Below are 22443 nucleotides of genomic sequence, written 5' to 3'. Positions count from 1 at the left end.
AACGCGTGATGCAAGCCAAGACAGCAGACCCCGCGGGGCAGGGGGCGCAACCAGCCCCCACACCCGCAGACCAGCCCGCCTCCGCTCAGGCGGAGGCGGCGCACGACCACGTCCCGCGTGTGCCGCTGTTGCGGCTGGAGGGGTTTGAAGGGCCAATGGACCTTCTGCTCGACCTTGCGCGGGCACAAAAGGTCGATCTGGCGCGTATTTCCATCCTGCAACTGGTGGAGCAGTATCTGGCGGTGGTCGAGCGCGCCCGCCGTGTTCGGCTGGAGCTGGCGGCGGACTGGCTGGTTATGGCGGCATGGCTGGCGTGGCTCAAATCCCGCCTGCTGCTCCCCCCTGATGATGAACTGGCCATGGAGGGGGAGGAAGCCGCCGAGCTGTTGCAAGAGCGGCTGATGGAGCTGGCCTGCATGGGCGAGCTTGCCCGCTGGCTGGAGGCACGGCCCCGCCTTGGGCGTGATGTGTTTGCCCGTGGCCTGCCAGAAAATCTGGTGGAGGTGGACCGCTCGGGGCTGGCGCTGGATATGCCCCAACTCCTGCGGGCCTACCTTGCCGCCATTCGCCGCACGGCGCGCAGGCGCATTTACGCCCCCCGCACCATAAGATTCTGGACCGTGCAGGACGCGCTGAGCAGACTGACACGCCTGCTGGGCCAGACCCCACCGGGCTGGAGCACGCTGGACGCCTTCCTCCCCGAAAGCCTGCCCGAACAGATGGAGGGCGAGGATGCCCTGCGCCAGCGCCGCGCCGCCATGGCGGGCACCCTGATCGCAGGGCTGGAGCTGGCCAAAACCGGGCGGCTGGAACTGCGGCAGGACGAAACCTTCGGCCAGATCATGCTCCGCCCGCATGAGCAGACGCAGGATGATGCGCTGTCGCCCGAGGAAGGGGAGGACACCCCCCCACAGGACCGCACGACCCAACAGACCGGAGAAGAGAGGCAGGACGCATGACCGCCACCCCCGCACCCATACCCGTACCGGACGAGGCGGTAAGACTGGCCGAAGCCCTGATTTTTGCCTCGACCGAGCCGGTCAGCCCCCGCCGCCTTGCAGACCTGCTGGAGGACCGGCAGATCATGCCTACGGGGGAGGAGGACCTGGGCGCGTTTGTGGCGGCGGTTCTGGCCGCACTGGTGTGCCGCTACGAGGGGCGCGGCGTGTTCCCCGTTGAGGTGGCCGGGGGCTGGCAGTTCCGCACGGCCCCTGATCTGGCACCTATGCTGACCCGCGTGCTGGAGCGGCCAAGGCGGCTCCCCCGCGCGGTGATGGAAACACTGGCCATTATTGCCTACCACCAGCCCTGTACCCGTGTGGAAATAGAGGAAATTCGCGGCGTAAGCCTTGGCCAGACCGTGCTTGATACCCTGATCGAGGCCGGGCTGATTGCCCCACGTGGGCGCAAGGAGGTGCCGGGCAGGCCGGTCCTGTGGGGGACCACGCCCGATTTTTTACGCCATTTTGGCCTGCGCAGCCTCTCCGACATGCCGCGCCGCGAAGAGCTTATGACCGACCTCCCCCAGAACGGGGCCGAGATGGGGGCGACCCAGTCGGCCATCGCTTTTCAGGCCGGGGCAGAAGAGCCGGATGCGCCGGAGGGGCAAAGCCCCCCCGACCCGCAGGCAGATGGGCCGGATGCACAGGTTGCGGTTCCCGCTCCCGATGGTCCGTGATAGAGATGCACGCCCCGCCTGTGTTGCCCGATTATGGTGCAGGCTGCATGGAGCGGGCGTGAACGGGGCTGTTTATGTTTGATTTTGCATGGTCGGAATTCGCCCTGATCGGCGCTGTGGCTCTTGTTGTTATTGGCCCCAAGGACCTGCCCGTGGCCATTCGCGGGTTGGCCAAAGGCATAAAAAAAGCAAGGGCACTGGCCAGCGAGTTCCAGTCCCACCTAGATGAGGTGGTGCGCGAGGCAGACCTGTCGGACGTGCACGAGCAGGTGCGGGACCTCAAAAACCTGAACGTGCGCGGCCGGATCATGAAGGCGCTGGACAGTGATGGCAGCCTGAACAGGGCCGTAACCGCTCCACCGCTGAACGAACGCTCCATACCCTCCGGCCCCAGAGCGCTGGACGCCATGCCCCGTTCGGCCAGTCCGGCCCCCGCCAGCACCACATCGGCAGCCCCGCCCCAGAACAGCGCGGACTATGCCGCCGGGCATTTGGGTAGCTACGGCTCCGCCCCGGTATGGGAGGAGAGCACATGGGAGCGGCAGGTGGACCATGCCCCCCCCGAACTGCCCCCCCTTATTGTGCGGCGCATCCTGCGTGAGCAGGACCGGCTGCACCCACCGGCTATTGTACCCCCTGTGCGGGTTATGCATGCAGGCCGCAGTGTGGCCCCCGGTGTGCTGCCGCCTGTTCCGCCTGCAACGGGCCTGCCCGCCACCGCGCGTGCAGATGTGCAGGAGCCGGAACAGACACCACCAGCACAGAACGCAACAGGCAGCACGGCAGCGGACCAGCAGGCATGAGCGATAACGGACCCTATCAGACGGAAGACCCCATCCACGACCAGCCCATGCCGCTGCTGGAGCATCTGCTGGAACTACGCCGCCGCCTGCTGTGGTCAGGGGCTGCGTTTATTGTGTGCTTTGGCCTGTGCTACCATTATGCGGGCGATATTTACCTGTTTCTGGCCCGCCCTCTGGGCGAGATCATGCGCCAGCGCGGCGAGCAGCCACACCTGATTTACACCGCACTGTACGAGGCGTTTTTTACGTACATCCGCGTGGCGTTGTTCGGGGCGGCTTTTCTGTCTTTTCCCATTGTGGCCATACAGGCGTGGATGTTTATTGCGCCGGGGCTTTACCGGTCGGAAAAACGGGCCTTTGCGCCGTTTCTGATTGCAACGCCTGTGCTGTTTGTGGCCGGGGCGGCGCTGGCCTATTACTTTATTTTTCCCGTGGCATGGCGGTTTTTTGTCTCGTTCCAGACGCCGGGTGCGGGGGGCGATCAGGTACAGATCGAGCTTCAAGCCAAGGTGTCGGAATATCTGTCTCTGGTCATGAAGATGATCATGGCCTTTGGCATAGCCTTTGAGCTGCCTGTGGTGCTGAGCCTGCTGGCGCGTGTGGGCATTGTGACCTCCGCCATGCTGCGCAAGTTCCGCCGCTACGCCATTGTGGGGGCGTTTGTGCTGGGGGCTATTTTTATGCCGCCCGACCCCATTACCCAGTTCGGTCTGGCGGTACCCCTTGTGCTGCTTTACGAAATTTCCATTCTGTGCGCCCGCGTGATCGAGCCCAAAAGGCCAGCAGCGTCCGAGCCCAATACCAACCCCGAGCAGGAGGTTCCCTGATCCATGCATGACATCCGCGCCCTAAGAGCCGACCCCACCGCGTTTGATGCGGATCTGGCCCGCCGGGGGCTGCCCCCTGTCTCTGCGCAACTGCTCGCATGGGACGAGGAAAAGCGTCAGGCCCAGACCCTGTTGCAGGACAAGCAGACCCGCAGCAAAACCCTTGCGCGTGAGATAGGGACACTCAAACGCTCAGGGGGTGATACCGCGGTGCTGGAAGCCGAGGGCGCCAGCCTGCGCGCGGATATGGAAGGGCTGAAGGAGCAGGTGGATGCGCTGGGCGGGCAGGCCACGGCCCTGCTGGCAACCCTGCCCAACCGGCTGGACCCCACAGTGCCAGATGGTGCGGACGAGAGCGCCAATGTGGTGGTGCATACGTGGGGCACCCAGCCCAGCTTTACCTTTGCCCCCAAACAGCATTTTGAGCTGGGTGAGGCGCTGGGGCAGATGGATTTTGCCACGGCGGCCAAACTGTCCGGCTCGCGGTTTGTGGTGCTGCGCGGCGGTGTGGCCCGGCTGGCGCGTGCTTTGGGGCAGTTCATGCTCGACCTGCATGGCAACGACCATGGCTATGTGGAAACACAGGTGCCTGTTCTGGTGAATGATGATGCCATGTACGGCACGGACAAGCTGCCCAAGTTTGCCGACCAGTCGTTCAGAACCGAGGATGGGCGCTGGCTTGTGCCTACAGCCGAGGTGCCGCTGACTGCCTCTGTGGCGGGGGACATTGTGGACGGCGCAGTTCTGCCCCTGCGTATGACCGCGCTCAGTCAGTGCTTCCGTAGCGAGGCCGGGGCATCCGGGCGGGACGTGCGGGGCATGTTGCGCCAGCACCAGTTTGAAAAAGTGGAAATGGTGAGTGTGACCACCCCCGAAGAGAGCGAGGCCGAGCACGAACGCATGACCCGTTGTGCCGAGGTGGTGCTGGAAAAACTGAACATTCCGTACCGCCGTATGCTGCTGTGTGCGGGGGATACAGGCTTTGGTGCTGCCAAGACGTTTGATCTGGAGGCATGGCTGCCGGGGCAGGATGCATGGCGCGAAATTTCGTCATGCTCCAACACGCGGGACTTTCAGGCCCGCCGCATGAACGCCCGTTACCGGGCGCAGGCCGGGGGAGCACCGGCTTTTGTGCACACCCTCAACGGCTCAGGCCTTGCCGTGGGGCGGACCCTGATCGCGGTGATGGAAAACTACCAGACCGAGGAGGGGACTATTGTCGTCCCCGATGTGCTGCGCCCCTATATGAGTGGTCTTGGCGTTATTGCGTAACGGTGCACGCATGGCTCCCTGCCGTGCCTGCTTTTTATGGCAGGGGGTAAGCGCATGATCCACAAGCCGTTGCTGCTGCTGGGCGTTGCTATTGTGGCGGAGGTTATTGGCACGGCCTGTCTTGCGGCATCGCAGGGGTTTGCACGCTGGCTGCCTGCGGCCATCAGCCTGCTGGCTTATGGGTGTGCCTTTTACTTTTTGTCCATCCCGCTGCGCACCATGCCCGCAGGTGTGGTGTATGCCCTGTGGTCGGGGGTTGGCATTGTGCTGATCTGCCTGATCGGGGCGGTGTTTTTAAAACAGACGCTGGATGCCCCGGCCATTGCGGGCATTGCCCTTATTCTGGCCGGGGTGTTGGTTATCAAGCTGTTCTCAACCACCACCCATTAAAGGGTGGCAGCCCCCGCTCCCTGCCGTGTCAGGGTTTGGGGGTTATGGTGCTGAGCACCAGAGCCGGTGTAAGAATCTGGGGGAGTATGACCGCATCACCGTGTGCGGGTACAAACAGATAGAACGGTACCCCATCGCGCCCGTGGGCGTGCAAAAAAGCGGTTATTGTGGGGTCGCGCCGGGTCCAGTCACCCCGTAGCAGGGTTACGCCGTAGCGGGCCATGGCGGCCTGCGTGGTCTGGGTGTTGAGTGCGACCCGTTCGTTTACCAGACAGGTAATGCACCACGCGGCTGTCATATCCACAAACACGGGTTTGCCCGCCGCGTGCAGGGCGTTCAGGCGCGCAGGCGAGAACGCCTCGACCCCGGCAGGCAGGGGAGCGGTTGTGTCCGCGCGTGCGCCACCTTGCTGTTGCAGAATGGGCAGTAACGCCATGGCTCCCAGCAACCCGAGCAGTGCGACGCCATACAGGGCCGTGCAGCCCCGGCTATGGCCTGCACGGAGCTGGCGCTTTTGGGCAATGCCATAAACCCATGCGGCAAATGCCAGACAGACCATGCCCGCGCACAGCAGCAGCGTGGTTGTGGCCCCCCCTTCCACCGTGGCGACCCAGAGCAGCCACACGCAGGTGCCCAGAAGGGGAAAAGCCAGAAACTGGCGTAAATAATCCATCCATGCCCCCGGGCGTGGCAGGCGGCTGGCCAGTGCGGGGCTAAAGGCAAGCAGCACGTAAGGGGCCGCCAGCCCTATGCCAAGAGCAGCAAAAACCACCAGCCCGCCCAGAGGAGGGCCAGCCAGTGCGCCAGCAATGGCCACCCCCATAAACGGTGCCGTGCAGGGGGAGGCCACAGCTACTGCCAGAAGGCCGGTGAGCACATCATGCGCAAGCCCGTGCCTGCGGGGGGTGGATGCCGCCATGGCAGGGGGCAGAAAAGCAAAAACATCCAGCAGGTTCAGCGCCATGGCAAAAAGCAGCCATGTCATCATGCCCACAAACACGGTGGACTGGAACTGGAACCCCCAGCCCGTGGCGCTGCCACCAAGGCGTAGGCCCATGACCAGTGCACCAAGGGCCGTAAACCCGACAAGTACGCCCGCAGCATAGGCCAGCGCACTGTGCTTTTGGTGCCTGCGCTCACTTTGGCCCATGCGGGCCACGGCCAGCGCCTTCATGGCCAGTATGGGAAAAACGCAGGGCATCAGGTTCAGCACCAGCCCGCCCAGCAGGCCCAGAATAATCAGGTGTAGCAGATCAGCCGTAGCACTGGCGCCAGAGGTTATGGCGCTACCTTGCATGGTGTTTGCGCCCGGATCAGCCGCTTTGTCAGCCCCTATAGTCCCGCCCTGTGTTGCACCGCTCGGAGCGGAGGGTCCGTTTAATGCTGTGTGCGATACTTCGCTCTGTGCCGTGGTGGGGGCGTGGAGCGGGCCGTCTGGTTGTGGCGTGGCCTGTATGCTGAGTGCCCGTTCGCTCCCGCTGGCGCTGCGCAGGACCAGAATACCCGCGAGTGGTCTGGTGCTGGCAAAGCCGGAGGTCGGGGGCAGGCGCAGGGACATGCCTGTTGCATCAAACTCCAGTTTCTGGGGTTCGGCTTCGGCAATCTGCCCGCGCTCGGTGGGCATGAACCATGCCTCCGCTACGGACTGGCTGGTCAGTTCGGGGGCCTGCACATGCAGCACTGCCGGGGGGCTTAAGGTGACCGGGTAGGGGGAGGGCTGGGGGGTATTGCGTGCCGCCTGTACAAACAGGTCTGCCTGTGCGGAGGCTAGAGGTGCGCCGGTAGGCAGTGTCAGGCTGAAGGTCGCGTCCTCGGGGATGCAGGACTGCTCGCACACAAGCCAGCTTGCCTGTGCGCTCAGGGTTGTCAGCCTGTGTGCATCCTCTGGCGTGCCGGGGCGCAGTTGCAGTGTAAGTGGCAGCACAACATCGCCCGTGTAGGCGTAGGACATAAGGGAGGCATCCCTTATGCGCTGTGGCGTGGGCCATGTAATGGTCTGGGCATGTCCTTGCAATGCGCCCGATGCGGTTACGCTTATGGTGGCAGGGTCACCTGCATCTCCGGGGTTGATCCAGTAGGTATGCCAACCGGGCTTGAGTTGCAGGCGCAGGGCCACATGCAGGGGTGTGCCTGCGCTGGCGGTGCTGGTGTCCGTAATCAGGCTGGCTGTGCTGTAGGGGCTGACCACGGGGGCACTTTCCGCCGCCTGTGCAACGTGCGGTTGCATGCCCGCGCAGGCCAGCAGCCCTGCTGTTAACCCGGCCAGCAGCCCGCGTGCGTGCTTGGCCCGCAGCGCGCTGGCGGCAGTCCATCTGGTGGCACGCAGGCCTGTGGGGCCGGAGGGGCAGGGGGTAGAGCGGGCTGGGCGGCGCATCAACGTCAGCTTTCAACACAGGTACGGGCTTGGGGTGGCAGCATACGCAAAGCCCGCGTGTGTGGGAAATGGATCGTGCGGCACAGTCCGTTTTAATGCCCCGAGTCGGCCTGAGCTCCGGGCTGGAGCACAAACAGGCGCGAGCAGTAGGGGCAGACTGTCTGGTGGTCGCCAATTTTAAGCCATACGCGTGGGTGGCCCAACTGGCCCAGACCGCCGTCGCAGGCAATTTTGCGCTGGTCCACCACAATGGTTTCCACATGGCCCAGACGCGGGCGCGGTATGGGGTTTGCCGGTTGAATAAGCATGGTTGGTGGCCTTGTATCAGGGTGGCGCGCCCGGATGTGGCGCAAAGTCTGGGTAGATGATACGCATTCTGACCGTGATTGTGCAGCAGGCATCTTTTCCCATAAGCGTGAGCAGGAGCCGCACCCGCCGGTGGTGTGCGGCAGCAGTGCTGCTTGTTGGCATGCTGCCCCTGCTTGGGGGGTGTGCGGGTTCAACACCCGAGCCCGCACCTGTGCCTCCCGCGCGCTATGCCGCCGCAGCCCGCCTTGTGCCGCCAGACAGGGTGTTCAGCCTGAGCGATGGTGCGGCCATGCCTGCGCGTGTCTGGCCTGCCCACGGGCGGGAGCAGGCTCTGGTGCTGGCCCTGCACGGCTTTAATGACAGCCGGGACGCATGGGAGTATTCCGCCCCCGCTCTGGCGGGGCAGGGGGTGACCCTTGTAGCGCCAGACATACGGGGGTTTGGTGGTGCGCCCATGCGCGGTGGCTGGGCTGGCACGCCCCGACTGCTGGCCGACGTGCGTGAGGAGGTCGCCCTGCTCAGGCAGGAGTACCCCGGTGTTCCCCTCTACCTTATGGGTGAGAGCATGGGGGGCGCTGTGCTTATGCTGCTTATGTCCATGCCTGATGCACCGGATGTTGCGGGGACCATCCTGCTCGCGCCCGCCGTGTGGAACCTTGGGGTGGGGGCGGATATTCCGCTGGATATACTGGCAACACTGTTCCCCCACAGTCTGGTCAGCGGGCGTGAACTGCCCGTGCATGTGGTGGCGAGTGATAACCCCGCAGCGCTTATCCGCCTGTATTATAACCCGCTGACCCTGCGCCAGACACGGCTGGAGGCCCTGCGTGGGCTGGTGCTGCTCATGCGCAAAGCCGCGCGTGCAGCCCCGCACCTGCGTGGCCCGGTTCTGTGCCTTTATGGCGATAGGGACCAGCTTGTACCGCCACAGGCTATGGCACAGGTCTGGCGGACCTTGCCCCCCGGCACCCGGCTGGACCTTGTTACGGGTGGGCACCATCTGTTGCTGCGTGACCTGCGTGGTGCTCTGGCGTTAAGGGATATTGCAAGCTGGATCAGCCAGCCCGGGCAGTTTGTGCCATCGGGGGGCGATGTGGCATCTGCTGTCTGGCTGGCGCAGGGGAGTGGCCAGTCTGGTCCGGGCCGGTACGCCCCGGCATGGTTCCTGCCCGCCCGGCTGGATGGCGTTGTGCCACCCTGAGCGGCACCTGCAAGATAAAGGCTTGGCAATCCCCCCCGCTTTAGGTTAGGAGAAGGGCCAACGGACCCGTAGCTCAGCTGGATAGAGCGTTGCCCTCCGAAGGCAAAGGTCACGCGTTCGAATCGCGTCGGGTCCACCATCCTCCAGTAAAAACTGCTGTTTGTTGCCGTTTATGCGGCGTTGTGCTGCATATCCACGTGCGCACGTGTGCTGCTGCACGTCCTCGCCCAGCTTTTTTTTGCATTCCCGCTCGGGCCGGGTGGATTGCATTTTGTAATGTCCAGCCCCATACCGCCGCCGTGGAGAACGCAAGAATGACAGATCATCAAGATTTTGCCCTGTGGCTGGCGCGGGAAAAAAGAATGCTGGCCGACGCCGGGTACCAGGAGACACAAAGCGCATTCGCAGCACTCAAGGCCCGTCTGGGCGTGGGTCTTGTGCTGTCCGTCATGTTTGCGGCGGTGTCTTTGGTTGGGGCTTTTTCCCAGCGTGAATATTCCCCGATCTGTGCGTTTCTGGCTCTTGGGTTTGGCGTTGCTGGCGGGTTATGCGCTGCGGGTCTGTATTCCTCGACTCTGATCTCCAAAAATTTCGGGCCGGAGCGGGTCGATGGCATTCTGTCCGATGTGCCGCAGCGCGATGAGGAACATGCAAGCCTGTGGCTGGCCTATACCGTATCCTTCATCACGGCGGAAAACGGGCGCACTCTGGCCCGGCATACACGCTGGTTTAGGGCGGCCTGTGTGGCGCTGGCGCTCACACCGCTGCTTGCGTCCGTGCTGGCCGTGGCCTGCGGGGTCTGGATGGCGCTGTAACGTCTGGTGTTTTTTTCCGCCCTGTTTGCGCGGTGCTGACACAGGCTGTTTATTTTTGGCCATTCATGCCAGATTATGCGCGGTATTGAAGATGGCTGTTTACAGGCGATGGATAAAGGGCGCGGCAGTAGTGATGAAGCATAGACTTTTGGTTGTGGCATCCTGTCTTTTGCTCGCCGTTCTTGCGTTGCCTTTGGTGTCCGCCGGAGCGCAGGCTGCGTCCTCGCCGCGTTCGCCCTATTCTGCCAGCGATGGTGAGAGCACGCTGTGCGTGTCCGGCCCGGTATATATTATTGATGTGCATGTGGTCGTGACCATAAACGGTGTGGATCGCACGATCAGCTCGGCCTCCTCGGAAGTATGTTCGGTCAACCCGGCCAATTTTTCCGACGTGGTGGTGCAGGGGCCACCCCCGCAGGCTGGCGCCCCGCTTGAAGTCAGCAAAAAAGTAGGGGTGGAAGGCACAATTCGCCTGAATGGTCGCACCGCCGTGCTGGAGACCAATGTTTATCTGCCCACCAAAGGGGGCAACTCCGCCCAGTGCGCCAACGGCCAGCCCGGAGATGGCAGTGTTCCGTGCAAAAGCACCTCTCTTGGGGTGAACCTTGCAAAAACATGGATTTTCTCACGCAATACATGGCGTGACTTTTACGTAGGCCCCGATGATAACGGAGACCCGGTCAAGGTGCTCGTCCGCCTGTCCGATGGTCCAGTCAACTAGCACTGCCAGCCGAGTGGCCCGTCCCATGGCCCGGACAGCACGGGAGCAGACATGACCGACCACCCCCCTGTTCTGGTCTGGTTCCGTGACGACCTGCGTCTGGCAGACAATCTGGCACTAAGCCGTGCCGTGCAAAGTGGGCAGCCCCTGCTGTGCGTGGTGGTGCGCTCCACTGCGCAGACGTGTGCCAGTGCTCTTGACTGGTGGCGGATGCAGGGTGTGCAGGCACTGGACCATGCGCTACGTGCCCGTGGTGGCCAGTTGCATGTTTTTGCCGCGCAGGAAGAGCGGTTCCTGCCAGAACTGGTCCGCCAGAGCGGGTGCACGCAGGTGTTCTGGAACCGCCGTTACGACCCGGCAGGCAAGACCACGGATACCCAGCTCAAGGCGCAGCTCAGGCAGATGGGGGTTACAGTCCACAGCACGCCAGGCAGCCTGCTGCATGAGCCATGGACAGTGCGGAGCAAGGCCGGGCAGGCTTTTCAGGTTTTTGGGGCGTTCTGGCGTGCGGCCAGCAGCATGGCCCATTACCCGGCCCCCCTGCCTGCGCCCACGGGCATGGTGTTTGCCCCCTGCGCGGCTTTTCCCGACCAGCGGGTGGCGCTGGAGTATGCACTGGGCAGGCTGCCCGCATGGGCCAGAGCCATGCAGCCCCACCATGTTTTTTCGGAACAGGATGCGCATGCGTGCTTGCAGGACTTTATAGCCCACGCCCTGCAAACCTATGCGCAGGAGCGCGATTTTCCGGACCGGGATGCAACGTCCGACCTGTCCCCCTTCCTGCGCACGGGGCAGATAACGCCGGGGCAGATATGGCACGCGGTTAGCGCGCAGGGGGCGATGGAAGGGGCCAGCAAGTTCCTGTCCGAGATCGGGTGGCGGGAGTTTGCGTGGTCGCTGCTATGGGAACACCCGGACCTGAGCACGCGCAACCTCAAGGCCGAGTTTGATACCATGCCATGGCGGGTGGACCCCAAAGGGCTGGCCCGGTGGCAGCAGGGGCGTACGGGCTACCCGCTGGTTGATGCGGGCATGCGCCAGCTTTGGCAGACGGGGCTGATGCATAACCGTGTGCGCATGGTGGTGGCGTCTTTTCTGGTCAAGCACCTGCTGATCGACTGGCGCGAGGGCGAGCGCTGGTTTGCCCATACGCTGGTGGATTATGACCCGGCCAGCAACCCCATGAACTGGCAGTGGAATGCCGGGACGGGGGTCGAATCCGCGCCATTCTTCAGGATCATGAACCCGATCCTGCAATCACAGAAGTTCGACCCGGATGGGGCGTATATCCGCACATGGGTGCCAGAGCTTGCAGGCCTGTCGGGCACGGATATCCATACCCCTTGGCAGGCAAGCCTTTTGCAGCCGACTGGCTACCCCAGCCCCATGGTGGAGCATACGGTGGCCCGCGCGCGCGCACTGGCAGCATGGAAAGCGCAAAAAGACAGCGCCTGAAAAAACAGGCATGGGCACTGTTTTTTTGACCAGATACGCAAAGAAAACGATTTTTTTGACGGGTATCAAGGCCAAAGCCTCTGGTTTGCGTTTGTAATCACGGAACAGAACAAACCATGGAGCAAAAACATGTCTCGCGTTGCAGGAAAAGTGGCCATTGTTACAGGGGCTGCCAATGGTATTGGCAAAGCCACGGCAGTTCTGCTGGCCAAAGAAGGGGCCAAGGTGGTCGTGGCCGATTTGCAGGAAGAGGCCGGGCATAACACGGTCGCCGAGATCAAGGCGGCTGGTGGAGAGGCTGTGTTTGTCAAACTCAATGTGACGCAGGAGGCGGAGTGGCAGAATGCCATAGCCACAGCCGAGCAGACCTTTGGCAAGCTTGACGTTGCGGTCAACAATGCCGGTATTGCCTATAATGGCACGGTGGAAAGCACGAGCCTGGAAGACTGGCAGCGTGTGCAGTCCATTAACCTCAACAGTGTGTTCCTTGGCACCAAATATGCTGTTGAAGCGATGAAGAAGGTGGGCAGCGGCTCCATTATCAACCTGTCCTCCATTGAGGGGCTGGTGGGTGACCCGACATTGGCAGCCTATAACGCCAGCAAGGGCGGGGTACGCCTGTTTACCAAGTCTGCGGCGCTGCACTGTGCCAAATCGGGCTACAAAATTCGGGTTAACTCGGTGCATCCGGGCTACATCTGGACCCCCATGGTGCAGGGTCTGACCAAGGATGCAGCAGAGGCACGGCAAAAGCTGGTGGACCTGCACCCGCTGGGCCATCTGGGGGAACCTGATGATATTGCCTACGGTATTCTGTATCTGGCATCTGATGAATCCAAGTTCATGACGGGAAGTGAACTTGTGATTGATGGTGGTTACACCGCGCAGTAATCGTGCCTTTGCGTCCCTCGGCATAGGTTACGCCGGGGGATACAAAAAAGCCTCCCGCATGGTTGTGCGGGAGGCTTTTTTGCTGTTTGGCTCCGGCGTGGTGCCGGAGCGGCTTTGCCCGTGGGCTTATGGCAGCGGGTGTGCGGCGTTGAGCGTGTTGCGCTCTTCCAGAATCTGGCCCGGCTGCATGGGGGTTGCGCGTGCGGTTTTAACGTCACTCGCTGTAAAGGTGGGGGCCGAGGCATCACCCGACAGGGTGGAGACATAGGTCAGCAGGGCGGCAAGGTCATCATCGGACATGGCGGCCATGGAGGGCATGTACCCCATGTAAGATGCCCCGCCAGCCTTGAGGCTGCCCGCCAGACCGTTGAGCAGCACGTGCATGACGTAGGTTTTGCCCTCGGGGGTGGCGGCAATCAGGTTCACGCGGCCTTTAAGCGGAGGGAACTGCCCGGGTACGCCGCTGCCGGTGCTCTGGTGGCACATGGCGCAGTGTGTCGCAAACAGTTGCGCACCATCGGCTGCGGCGTGTGCATTGCCTGCCAGGCCGGAAAGGCCCACAGTTGCCGCCAATGCAGCCAGAATGGTTTTTTTCATGAACAGCTCCTGCTTAGATCGTTCGGTTGTGCAACAATTATACACGGCTTTGGCATTACCTCAACTCCCCCCGCACACCGTGCTGTCAGATGGCGGAATGAGGATAGAGTTGCCGTCAGGCTGGCTTCCTGTCATTCAGGCGTCATGACAAAAGACAAGGACTTTGAGATCTTTCTGGCCACTGTGCCGGGGCTGGAATCCGTGCTGTGCGCAGAGGTGCGGCTCAAGGGCTTCTGCCAGCCTGTGGCCGTGCCGGGTGGGGTGGTCATTCGCGGGGGCTGGCCAGAGGTCTGGCGCGCCAATTTGTGGGTGCGTGGCACCAGCCGGGTTCTTGCGCGTATTGCGTCCTTCCCCGTAGTGCATCTGTCCCAGCTTGATAAAAGTGCGGGGCGTGTGCCGTGGCAGACCATCCTGCGCCCCGATATTGCCTTCCGGGTGGAGGCAAGCTGCACCGCCTCGCGCGTGTACCACGCTGGTGCTGCCGCCGAGCGTATTGGCAAGGCCATTACCCGGACACTGGGTGCGACACAGGCCGAGGATGCTCCCGTGCTGGTCCGTGCGCGTATTGAGCAGAATATCTGCACGCTCAGCGTGGATACATCGGGCGAACTGCTGCACAGGCGTGGCTACAAGCAGGCGATCAACCGCGCCCCCCTGCGTGAGACAATGGCTGCCCTGTTCCTGCGCCAGTGCGGCTATAACGGGCAGGAGCCTGTGCTCGACCCCATGTGTGGTTCGGGTACATTTGTTATCGAGGCGGCAGAAATAGCAGCCCGCCTTAACCCCGGTCGTGCCCGCCAGTTTGCGTTTGAACTGCTGGCCACGTTTGATGCGCAGGCATGGCAGACCATGCGTGCGGTCAAAAGTGCACGCACCCCCGCCTTCCATTTTTATGGCAGCGACCGTGATGCAGGGGCCATAACCATGAGCCGCGCCAATGCCGAGCGTGCAGGCGTGCAGGATTATGCAACCTTTACACAGGCGACCATCAGCACCCTACGGCCCCCACCGGGGCCTGCGGGGCTGGTTATTGCCAACCCGCCCTATGGCACACGCATAGGGGACAAGCAGAGCCTGCTCCCCCTGTACCGTGCGTTGGGGCAGACCTTGCTGACCCATTTTGCTGGCTGGCGGGTGGGGATTGTCACCACCGAGGCCAGGCTTGCCCACGCAACCGGCCTGCCGTTTTTGCCCCCACAGGCCCCCGTACCCCACGGCGGGCTGCGTGTCAGCCTCTACCAGACGGCGCCACTGCCCGAGGCTTGAGTGGGGGCTGTGCCGCATGCCGCAGGTAGGGCGGCATGACGGACATGCCCCTATCCCCCTTTATTTCACCCGGTCTGCTTTATAAGAGAAGGGCAGACCAGCAGGTATGTTCAGGTGGGGGTGCCAAGGCAATGAGCGTGACATGGGGTGACTTTCAGGCGGTTGTGCAGCTTTCCGCCGGGCTCAATGTGGCCATTCTCAGCTTTGTGGACATCAGCCTGCCCGCCATCAAGGAGCGGCGGCGGGTGTTTGCCAAAGCCCGGCAGGAACTCGATATCCATCGCAAGAACCCGCACAAGCGCACCGATGTGGAAATAAAGGAACATAAGGACGCGGTGGATGATGTGGACCGCAAGCTGTTTGACCTGTGGCGGGAGACATCAGCCTTTGAAAGTGTCGAGGACTCCTTGCTCAAATCCACCGGCGTACTGGGTTTTTTTGGTGCTGTGCTGAGCATTGGCCTGCTGTGGTATTCCGCCATGCATTATGATGCACCGATCCTGTTTACGGGGGAGTTGCTGACCGTCATCTCCTTTGGCTCGCTGCTGGGGGCGTTTTTGATCAACTACTTTACCGCCTCCAAGGCGTCCCAGTATGCCAAGCGGTGCAATGACCTGCGCACCCATATGCGCCTGCATCTGTAGTGCGCCCCTGCCGCAACACCTGCGGCAGGGGCTTTATGGCTGTGCCAGAGAGCTGGGCTAGAACTTCAGCAGCACGCTGGCTTTGACGCCGCTTTCCACAGACTGGTTGCCATACTGCCCCAGATACGACAGCCCGATTTTGATCCGCTCGCTCAGTCTGGCTGTCAGCCCTGCATCAATCACCGCTGAATCAACCGAGAGCGGAACCCCGGCAATATCCATGGACCCGCTGCCACCTGCGGCAAACAGGGTGTGGGCGGTTGGCGTGCTCAGCCCAAAGGCATGCCGGTATGCGAGTGACGCATGTGGGATCAACAGCATTTTTCCCGCATGCAGGGTGGAGGACGCCTTGATACCGAAGGTGGAGAAGGTCACCCCCGTATCCATGCTGCGGCCCTGAAGGGCTGCAGCGCCTCCATGTTCATGGTAGCCATTGGTGTGCAGGTTTACATACGCCACATTGGCAAAAGGTTCTGCCAGACCATAGCGTGTATGGAGCCGGTAGCCCACCTCGCCAAAGCCTTGCGCCGTCCCTGCCAGATAGTTGCTGGAGAGGCGGTCCGCATAGCCGGGAAAAGCAACATTGCGCTGCATGCTCAGCATATTCCACGTATAGGCCGCACCCAGCTTCAGGTTGAATGCTCCCCAGTGCGTGCCTGCGTAACCGCCGATGCTCACATTGTTGCCATGACCCGATGAGCCGCGCCCGCTGTTGATGTCAAACATGGAGCGGCCATAGCTGAGCAATGCGCCAATACGCCACGCACCATCCATGAACGGGGCGTCCACCCCCATAATAAAGCCGGTGGTGGAGTGGTGCATGGATGCGGCATTGCCGTCCCCCCCATTATGGCCAAGGCTGCCATAGGCCTGCCCCCACAGCACGGCCTGCCCGGCAAGGCAGCCTTCATCCTTGCGCCCGGTTTTAAGGGATGCAGTGTGCAAGGTGGCATCAACATGCCCATTGCCGCACTCGGCTGTATCCAGCCGGTCCATGGCGGCTTGCCGGACAAACAGACTGTCCTGAATGAGCGCCGTGCGGGCGGAGGCATGCACTTCGCCCGAGAGGGCGTTCATACCCCGGCGTGCCTCTTCAGGTGTCAGCAACTCGGCTGCCTGCACCATGGCGTTGTCTGCGGGCATGTGGTCGAGTGCTTGTGCCGCCTCGTGCTCATTGCGGCTGTTGGCAACGCTTACAAAGCGCACGGCGTTGCGCGCAAGCAGCACGTCCAGATCATTGCCGTTGTAAAACAGGGAAGGGGAGATAAAGGTGTAAAGACTGGTCAGGTTGGTCTGCAATGCGTAGCTTTTCTGGGTAAAGCCGCTGCCGGTTGTGAGCAGGGTGTAATAATCATTCAGCTTGAACCGGGTGGAGGGCGCGACATTCAGCACTACGTTGCCAGACAGGGCTGCACTGTCCGTAACCGTAACAGTGCCAGACTGGAGCTGCTGGTATTGTACGCCCTGCAAGGTCATGGTCTTGCCCGAGAGCTGGCTCCCCCCACTTAGGGCAAGGGTGGAGTTGCTGTCCGCCTGCAACGTGCCCTGCACGGTCATGTTCCCCTGCACTCCCTGCGGGGCAAGGGTCCCCCCCTGTGTGATAACCGTATTGCCAACCGTGCCTGTGCCACTCAGCACTCCGCCATTCTGCACTGTTGTGGTGCGGGATGAGGCAATGGAGCCATCCACCTCCAGAGTTCCTTGTGTCACTGTGGTGTCACCCGTGTAGGTGTTGGTGCCACTTAGCACCGTGGTGCCAGCGCCGTTCTGCTCAAGCCCCCCTGTGCCTGCAATGTTCTGGGCAAGCGTGAATGTGCCGCTGTGATTGATGGCCAGCCTGCCATTGTTCTGTATGGCCGTGCCTGCGGCAAGCGCGCCGGTGGTGCCGCCATTGCCCAGTTGCAGAACACCGCCAGCAATGGTGGTGCCGCCCGTATAGGTCTGATCTTTTGTAATAATCAGTGTACCCATATCGCTTTTTACAAGCGTGGTTCCGCCGGAGACTGATTTGTCGTTCAGCACAGTATCCAGTATTGCGGTAATGGACGCGCCTGCCGTGGTGCCATCCCCCACGCGTACGGTGGTGGTGCTGTTTGCTGCGTACAGGTTGTCCCCGGTTATGGTGTAGATTTTTCCATCATTATTGGCAAACTGCATGCCGCTTGTAATGACGTTGGACTGCTGGCCATTGAGCGTGTCCTGCACGGTTACGGTTCCGGCATTGCCTGCATAGACAACAAAGTTGTTATTGGCCCATGCTCCGTTTGTGGTGCCTGTCTTGTCGGTCCAGTTCAGCCCCTTCGGGTCCGTGTTCCATGTGCCTGAGCCACCATCAACGGTGGAGTTGCTGCGGTTGCTTGTCTTTCCCCCGTCCCAGAAGGTCAGGCTGTTATAATCTACAATCAGGTTGATCTGGTGGGCTATGGATGTCTGTAGGGAGACAGTGCCACCCGTGGCCACATTGGTTGTGCCAAGGGTCTGGTCTGCAACGCCGGATAACGTGCCTCCATATGTGTACAGGCGGTAAAGCCCGGCATCGAGGTGGCCTTTAGACACGCTTGGTCCGTCCGGGTTGGCGGTAATGTTGAGTGTGCCGCCAAGGGTCAGGTCCCCTCCTACAGCCATAAGGGAGTTATAAGCCCCGCCTGAAGCATTGGTCTGCCCCATATAGAACTGCTGGGATGATCCCTGTGCCAGTGCCAGACTATTGGTAATGCTCAGCGTTCCCACTCGGGTTGAGACATCCCCCGGGGTCAGTGTGCCCCCTTGTGCAATTGTTGTTGCACCACCCAATGTGCCCGTGCCGGACAGATTGCCCGTATTGCCAACCAGCACATGACCGTCTGCGGTGCTCTGGTCGCCATTTACGACCAGTGTGCCCCCATCGACTTCGGTTGTGCCGGTGTAGCTGTTGGCACCATTGAAGACCTGCTGCCCCGCTGCCGCGATTGTAACACCGCCGGAACCGGAGAGTATGCCCGAATAGGTGTTGTCGGTGGATGCCAGAGCCAACTGGCCATTGAGTGTGCCATTGGCCGTGCCGCTCAGGGCGCCAAGGCTTGCACCATTTGCCGTGACAGAAAAACTGCCGCCATTTGCAGCCAGTATGCCGTTTATGGTGTTCCCGTCCAGTGTCAGTGTTCCTGCTGTGTTGGTCACATTACCTGAAATTTTATTGTTTTTTCCTAATGTCATAATCCCGGCATTGGTCGCACTTGCTGCACTGCCGCCGGTCATGGTCAGTGTGCCATTGGCATCGTTGGCAACGGCCCCAAGCACGGTGCTGCTGGAAAGGGTGGCTGTACCACTTTTATTTTCTATACTGCCAACCTGTGATCCATCCTGAATGGTCATAACCCCGGTGTTGCTCAGCGCACCCGAAATGGTGCCTGAATCCATGTTCAGAACAGTTGAGTTGGTGAAATTTCCTGAAACTTTAGCATTTGTATTGATGATGAAGGTGCCGGCATTGTTCACCTGCCTCTGTATTTCTGAAGAATCTGTCAGGTTGAATGTTGCGCCGGAGGTGTTTGTCACATCCTGTTTTATGGTGGATGCGCCACTCATGTTGATGGTGCCGGAGTTGATGACCCCCAGATTCAGCACGGCATTTTTGAATATTTTAATAGTGCCCTGCTTGGTGTTGACTGTCAGTCCGCCAATTGTGCCGTTTACGACAAGACCACCCGTATTGATGATGTTCCCCCTTACCTTGGCCCCGCTGGCAATAAGGCTTGGATGGGAGGCATTGGAGGTGTTGGAGAGTGCGCCTGCCAATGACCCCGTAAGAATAAGCTGCCCATTGCTACTGACGCTGGTGTTGCCAGTATAGGTATTGGCCCCAGAGATGGTTTGTGTTCCACTGACGATGGAAATTGCCCCGTTCCCGGACATGCTGCCAGAATATACAGCATTATTGGCGCGGTTGATCAGTAACGTACTTTTAAGTGTCCCATTGGCCGAGCCGGACAGGGCGTTAATGTTGCCCGCAATAACAGTGAACGTGCCACCCACCGCATTCAACGTGCCAAAAATATTGGAGTACTGCCCAGACAGGGTGAGCGTGCCGCTATGGTTGGTCACATTGCCCTGCACCATGCCCATGCCAGTCAGCTCTAATGTACCATAGTTATCAATGCTGCCGGCTATGGTGGCACTTGTTGTCAGGTTGCCTGTGCTCTGGTTGGTTACGTTGCCAATCACCATGCCTGAGTTCAGGTTTGCAGTTCCTGCGTTGTCAAAATTACTATTGGATGTTCCGTTGTTATTTGTAAAAGATGCTCCCTGCTCATTGGTAACACCCTGTATATTGAACCCCGAAACATTGATTGTGCCATAATTGACAATATTTCCAGCGGTGCTGGATGAGCCAGTAATTGTGCCAGATGTTGCGTTGTTTATGTCGGAAATCATGCCTTTTGTACTGGAAAACTGACCAGAATTATTCAGCGTGTTCAGTGACCCGGCGTTACTGAAAATACTGTTGTTGGTTGTTGTACCCGTAACAGTCCCGCTAGAGGTGACCGTAACCGTGCCATTGTTGGTAAGGTCTGAATTCTGGCTGCCGGAAATCTCATAGGTCTGGCCACTGTTTACGGTGTATCCCGCTGAACTGCCTGATGCAAAAGACGGGATAGAGACCAGGAGCGAGCTTGTAAAAAGATAAAATTTAAGACCATTGTATCTCGTTTTCTGGAGAACCATCACCAAATCTTCCAGCATAATGCTGTCTCCTGAAGCGCATGTGGCTATAAAGTCTCAGGAGCGATGGTTAACGATAATTCATTAACAATATTATAATTATTTTTGCGGATTTACTTGATAATATTTTCCTAACCCATAATAAATACAAAGTATATTCTTATTGTGTTGGATTTTTATTTACATAATGGGTATTTTTGTGTGGTTTTTACTAACTTGGATCAGATGTTCCGGTAAAAACTGGCGCAGAGGGGCATGCATAGCCCGTGCAGGCAGGTCAGGCGGAGGGGGGCTGACAAAACACGCAGGCAAAACAGGGCAGTCATATTGCTGCAAGGATGCAAGAATACATGCCGCGAACACGTAATGGTGTACAGCCGAGTGGGGTGCACTGTAAGCGCATCATGCCTACCAGTGGCAAACAGCATTATTGTATTTTAAGAGGGAGCATTTGGGGGAATGCGAGAATGGTGCCCAAGACCGGGATCGAACCAGTGACACTGCGATTTTCAGTCGCATGCTCTACCAACTGAGCTACTTGGGCACCGCAAGCCTTGCGGCGTGAGAGAGGATTTATCTCAGCTGGCTTCCGAGATCAAGTCATGTTTTGTCATTTATTTCAGCTTTTTCGCTTTCCGCGTCGGGGAGCTGTTCACCCGGAATGCGGTAGGTGCCACCAAACCAGCGCCCAAGGTCCACATCCGCACAGCGGCGGGAGCAAAAGGGGCGATAGGCTGTGGCGGAAGGCTGCCCGCAAATCGGGCATTTGGCTGAGTGGGTCATTGTTAATCCTGAACCGTCCATGTCAAATCGGGCAGGGCGGGGTCCATGTGCAGGCTCAGGGGCCTGCCAAGCTGGCGTGCGCATTCGGCCACGGCTTCGGGGTCCTGCTCCAGTGCGCGCATAAGGCCCGCCCCACCGCACAGGCGGCGTGTATGGGGGGCATGGGCCAGAATGTGCCGTAGTGCCCGCAGTGCGCGCCCATGCGGGCTGTTCAGCAGTTCTGGTAGGGAGGGATAAATCCGTGCGCGCACAATTTCTATCAACCCCAGAGCCGTTACGCCCAGGCAGCGGGGGTTGAGTGGGTCAGGCTTGAGCGCTTCGGTTACAGGCTCCAGCAGGGCCTGACGTTTGCGTGTTGCCAGCCCCGCCGGATCAATAAGAATAGCGCCAGACAGGTTGCGCAGGCGGATCTGGCGCATGAGTGCGGGCAGCGCATCGCGGTTGGCGGCAAATTGTGCGGTTTGTTTGGGCCTGCCCGTTTGTGCGGGGGGGGCGTCCATGTCAATCGCAATCAGGGCCGGGGTGGGGGTAATGGTTGCTTCCATCCCGCCGGGCAGGTGCACCACGGGCTCCTCAAGAGCATCGCAGGCGGCAGCTATGGCATCGGGGTAGGGGGTAAAGCCGGGCTCACGCCGCTCACGGAGGGAAGGGGGGATGTGGGCTGCCGCTGCCGGGCTGTCCGCTACCAGCGTTGCGGTGGGCCATAAGGCGGCAAGTCGTGCCAGCGGTGTGGGGCCGGGGGTTATAAGCCCCCTTTGCTCCGAGCCGACATCTGCCGCCAGCAGGCGCAGGCGTACGCCTTTGCCCCCCTGTGCTGCACGGCTGACTTCTACCGTAATGCTCTGCCCCTCGGTCAGCTTGGGCGCACCATTTTGTAAGGGCAGAAAGCCGCTCAGGTTGGGAGCAAGTGCCACAAAAGCCCCCCCCATGCCGGGGGTAAGGGCTTCTATGCGGGCATGGAAGATGCTGCCCACCATATCGGGGGCAGCAGGGCGCCAGAGCGCAAAATCCAGCAAGCTATCGTTTTTGGTAACCGCAATGCGCATTTCGCCCGGAAATGTGGCAATGCGCAGGAACAGGCTCACGCTAGCCAGCCACCGGGTTGCCCACGCAGGAGCTGCGCTGTCTCAAACAATGGCAGGCCAATCACGGCTGAGGCGCTTCCAGACAGCGCGCGGATAAAACCAGCAGCATGGCCCTGAAGGGCGTACCCGCCAGCCTTGCCAGACCAGTCACCCGCGTCCAGCAGGGCGTCAATCTGGTAAGGTGTTAGGCGGGAGAAGGTGACAGCCGTTTCCACCAGCCGTGCGCCATATCGCCCAGACACCCAACTGGCGGTCGGGGCCACCACAACGGATGTCAGCACCGTATGCCGCCGACCAGACAGGCGCTCAAGGCAGAAGCGCGCTGTATCCCGGTCCTCTGCTTTGGGCAGAATGCGGCGGCCAAGGGCCACAACGGTATCTGCTGCCAGCACAAGGGCGGGTTCGCCAAGCGTGCTGGCGACTGTTCTGGCTTTTTCGGCTGCCATGCGCTGGGCGTAAACCCGTGGCACCTCGCCTTTGGCCGGTGTTTCATCAATATTGGCAGGCAGAACACGGTCGGGCGTAAGCCCGATCTGTTCCAGCAGCGCAATACGGCGGGGGGAGGCAGATGCCAGAACCAGAAGGGGGGCCACGTTCTGCCCCGCCTGTGTCTGGCAGGAGAGTGTCATGC

20 protein-coding genes and 2 tRNA genes are annotated in these 22443 nt (G+C 60.7%); 14 read left to right on the top strand and 8 right to left on the bottom strand.

Annotated features, from left to right (window positions below; genetic code table 11):
• The first annotated feature begins 8 nt into the window (after positions 1 to 8).
• The 6 genes from HK26_RS01915 (at position 9) to HK26_RS01890 (ending at position 4970) form a co-directional block, all read left to right on the top strand.
• The gene (locus tag HK26_RS01915; RefSeq protein WP_086638246.1) at positions 9 to 959 is read left to right on the top strand and encodes a segregation and condensation protein A; all 951 of its coding nucleotides are present in this window, start codon (positions 9 to 11) and stop codon (positions 957 to 959) included.
• Complete coding sequence (gene scpB, locus HK26_RS01910; protein WP_086638245.1) at positions 956 to 1678, top strand: SMC-Scp complex subunit ScpB; 723 nt, start codon at positions 956 to 958, stop codon at positions 1676 to 1678. Before HK26_RS01915 ends, scpB begins: the two co-directional genes overlap by 4 nt.
• Before the next feature lie 74 nt (positions 1679 to 1752).
• The gene (tatB, locus tag HK26_RS01905) at positions 1753 to 2481 is read left to right on the top strand and encodes a Sec-independent protein translocase protein TatB (RefSeq protein ID WP_086638244.1); all 729 of its coding nucleotides are present in this window, start codon (positions 1753 to 1755) and stop codon (positions 2479 to 2481) included.
• The gene (gene tatC, locus HK26_RS01900; protein WP_257640816.1) at positions 2478 to 3308 is read left to right on the top strand and encodes a twin-arginine translocase subunit TatC; all 831 of its coding nucleotides are present in this window, start codon (positions 2478 to 2480) and stop codon (positions 3306 to 3308) included. Before tatB ends, tatC begins: the two co-directional genes overlap by 4 nt.
• Positions 3309 to 3311: 3 nt before the next feature.
• Positions 3312 to 4580 carry a serine--tRNA ligase gene (serS, locus tag HK26_RS01895; RefSeq protein WP_086638243.1) on the top strand — a complete coding sequence of 423 codons (1269 nt, stop codon included), beginning with the start codon at positions 3312 to 3314 and terminating at the stop codon, positions 4578 to 4580.
• 54 nt (positions 4581 to 4634) lie between these two features.
• Complete coding sequence (locus tag HK26_RS01890) at positions 4635 to 4970, top strand: DMT family transporter (RefSeq protein ID WP_025828320.1); 336 nt, start codon at positions 4635 to 4637, stop codon at positions 4968 to 4970.
• A gap of 28 nt (positions 4971 to 4998) precedes the next feature.
• On the opposite strand, the gene HK26_RS01885 is transcribed toward HK26_RS01890, so the two are convergent.
• Positions 4999 to 7344: a protein-disulfide reductase DsbD family protein gene (locus HK26_RS01885; RefSeq protein WP_257640815.1), complete on the bottom strand. Its 2346-nt coding sequence runs from the start codon at positions 7342 to 7344 to the stop codon at positions 4999 to 5001.
• Between the two features lie 92 nt (positions 7345 to 7436).
• Positions 7437 to 7652: a zinc-finger domain-containing protein gene (locus HK26_RS01880; protein ID WP_025828323.1), complete on the bottom strand. Its 216-nt coding sequence runs from the start codon at positions 7650 to 7652 to the stop codon at positions 7437 to 7439.
• 56 nt (positions 7653 to 7708) lie between these two features.
• Between HK26_RS01880 and HK26_RS01875 the strand changes: the two genes are divergently transcribed.
• The 6 genes from HK26_RS01875 (at position 7709) to HK26_RS01850 (ending at position 12736) form a co-directional block, all read left to right on the top strand.
• Entirely contained in the window at positions 7709 to 8854 is a 1146-nt protein-coding gene (locus HK26_RS01875) for an alpha/beta fold hydrolase (protein WP_086638242.1), read from the top strand.
• 62 nt (positions 8855 to 8916) lie between these two features.
• Positions 8917 to 8993, top strand: a tRNA-Arg gene (locus HK26_RS01870).
• Positions 8994 to 9168: 175 nt separating this feature from the next.
• The gene (locus tag HK26_RS01865) at positions 9169 to 9669 is read left to right on the top strand and encodes a hypothetical protein (protein ID WP_086638241.1); all 501 of its coding nucleotides are present in this window, start codon (positions 9169 to 9171) and stop codon (positions 9667 to 9669) included.
• Positions 9670 to 9802: 133 nt separating this feature from the next.
• Positions 9803 to 10390: a hypothetical protein gene (locus tag HK26_RS01860; RefSeq protein ID WP_086638240.1), complete on the top strand. Its 588-nt coding sequence runs from the start codon at positions 9803 to 9805 to the stop codon at positions 10388 to 10390.
• Positions 10391 to 10441: 51 nt separating this feature from the next.
• Entirely contained in the window at positions 10442 to 11845 is a 1404-nt protein-coding gene (locus HK26_RS01855; RefSeq protein ID WP_086638239.1) for a cryptochrome/photolyase family protein, read from the top strand.
• A 129-nt stretch (positions 11846 to 11974) separates the two neighbouring features.
• Positions 11975 to 12736 carry an SDR family oxidoreductase gene (locus HK26_RS01850; RefSeq protein WP_086638238.1) on the top strand — a complete coding sequence of 254 codons (762 nt, stop codon included), beginning with the start codon at positions 11975 to 11977 and terminating at the stop codon, positions 12734 to 12736.
• 126 nt (positions 12737 to 12862) lie between these two features.
• Here HK26_RS01850 and HK26_RS01845 read toward each other — a convergent pair whose 3' ends face one another.
• Complete coding sequence (locus HK26_RS01845; RefSeq protein WP_086638237.1) at positions 12863 to 13333, bottom strand: c-type cytochrome; 471 nt, start codon at positions 13331 to 13333, stop codon at positions 12863 to 12865.
• A 144-nt stretch (positions 13334 to 13477) separates the two neighbouring features.
• Between HK26_RS01845 and HK26_RS01840 the strand changes: the two genes are divergently transcribed.
• Positions 13478 to 14599 (top strand): THUMP domain-containing class I SAM-dependent RNA methyltransferase, encoded by a 1122-nt coding sequence (locus HK26_RS01840; protein ID WP_086638236.1) that lies wholly within the window; start codon positions 13478 to 13480, stop codon positions 14597 to 14599.
• A 131-nt stretch (positions 14600 to 14730) separates the two neighbouring features.
• The gene (locus HK26_RS01835; protein ID WP_086638290.1) at positions 14731 to 15243 is read left to right on the top strand and encodes a hypothetical protein; all 513 of its coding nucleotides are present in this window, start codon (positions 14731 to 14733) and stop codon (positions 15241 to 15243) included.
• Positions 15244 to 15300: 57 nt separating this feature from the next.
• Here the strand turns inward: HK26_RS01835 and HK26_RS01830 are convergent, their stop codons facing one another.
• The 5 genes from HK26_RS01830 to HK26_RS01810 all read right to left on the bottom strand — a co-directional run bounded on the left by HK26_RS01830 (position 15301) and on the right by HK26_RS01810 (position 22441).
• Positions 15301 to 19656: an autotransporter domain-containing protein gene (locus tag HK26_RS01830; RefSeq protein ID WP_180539267.1), complete on the bottom strand. Its 4356-nt coding sequence runs from the start codon at positions 19654 to 19656 to the stop codon at positions 15301 to 15303.
• Between the two features lie 756 nt (positions 19657 to 20412).
• A tRNA-Phe gene (locus tag HK26_RS01825) sits at positions 20413 to 20488 on the bottom strand.
• Positions 20489 to 20544: 56 nt separating this feature from the next.
• The gene (locus tag HK26_RS01820; RefSeq protein ID WP_086638234.1) at positions 20545 to 20727 is read right to left on the bottom strand and encodes a DNA gyrase inhibitor YacG; all 183 of its coding nucleotides are present in this window, start codon (positions 20725 to 20727) and stop codon (positions 20545 to 20547) included.
• A 2-nt stretch (positions 20728 to 20729) separates the two neighbouring features.
• Positions 20730 to 21812 carry a ribonuclease E/G gene (locus tag HK26_RS01815; RefSeq protein WP_086638233.1) on the bottom strand — a complete coding sequence of 361 codons (1083 nt, stop codon included), beginning with the start codon at positions 21810 to 21812 and terminating at the stop codon, positions 20730 to 20732.
• The gene (locus tag HK26_RS01810; protein WP_086638232.1) at positions 21809 to 22441 is read right to left on the bottom strand and encodes a Maf family protein; all 633 of its coding nucleotides are present in this window, start codon (positions 22439 to 22441) and stop codon (positions 21809 to 21811) included. The genes HK26_RS01815 and HK26_RS01810 overlap by 4 nt, the downstream gene beginning before the upstream one ends.
• Positions 22442 to 22443: the final 2 nt, after the last annotated feature.

Source organism: Acetobacter okinawensis (assembly GCF_002153655.1).
GTDB classification, from domain to species: Bacteria; Pseudomonadota; Alphaproteobacteria; order Acetobacterales; family Acetobacteraceae; genus Acetobacter; species Acetobacter okinawensis_A.
Note: the sequence above shows the minus strand (reverse complement) of the source record. Positions and strands in the feature narration are given on the sequence as shown.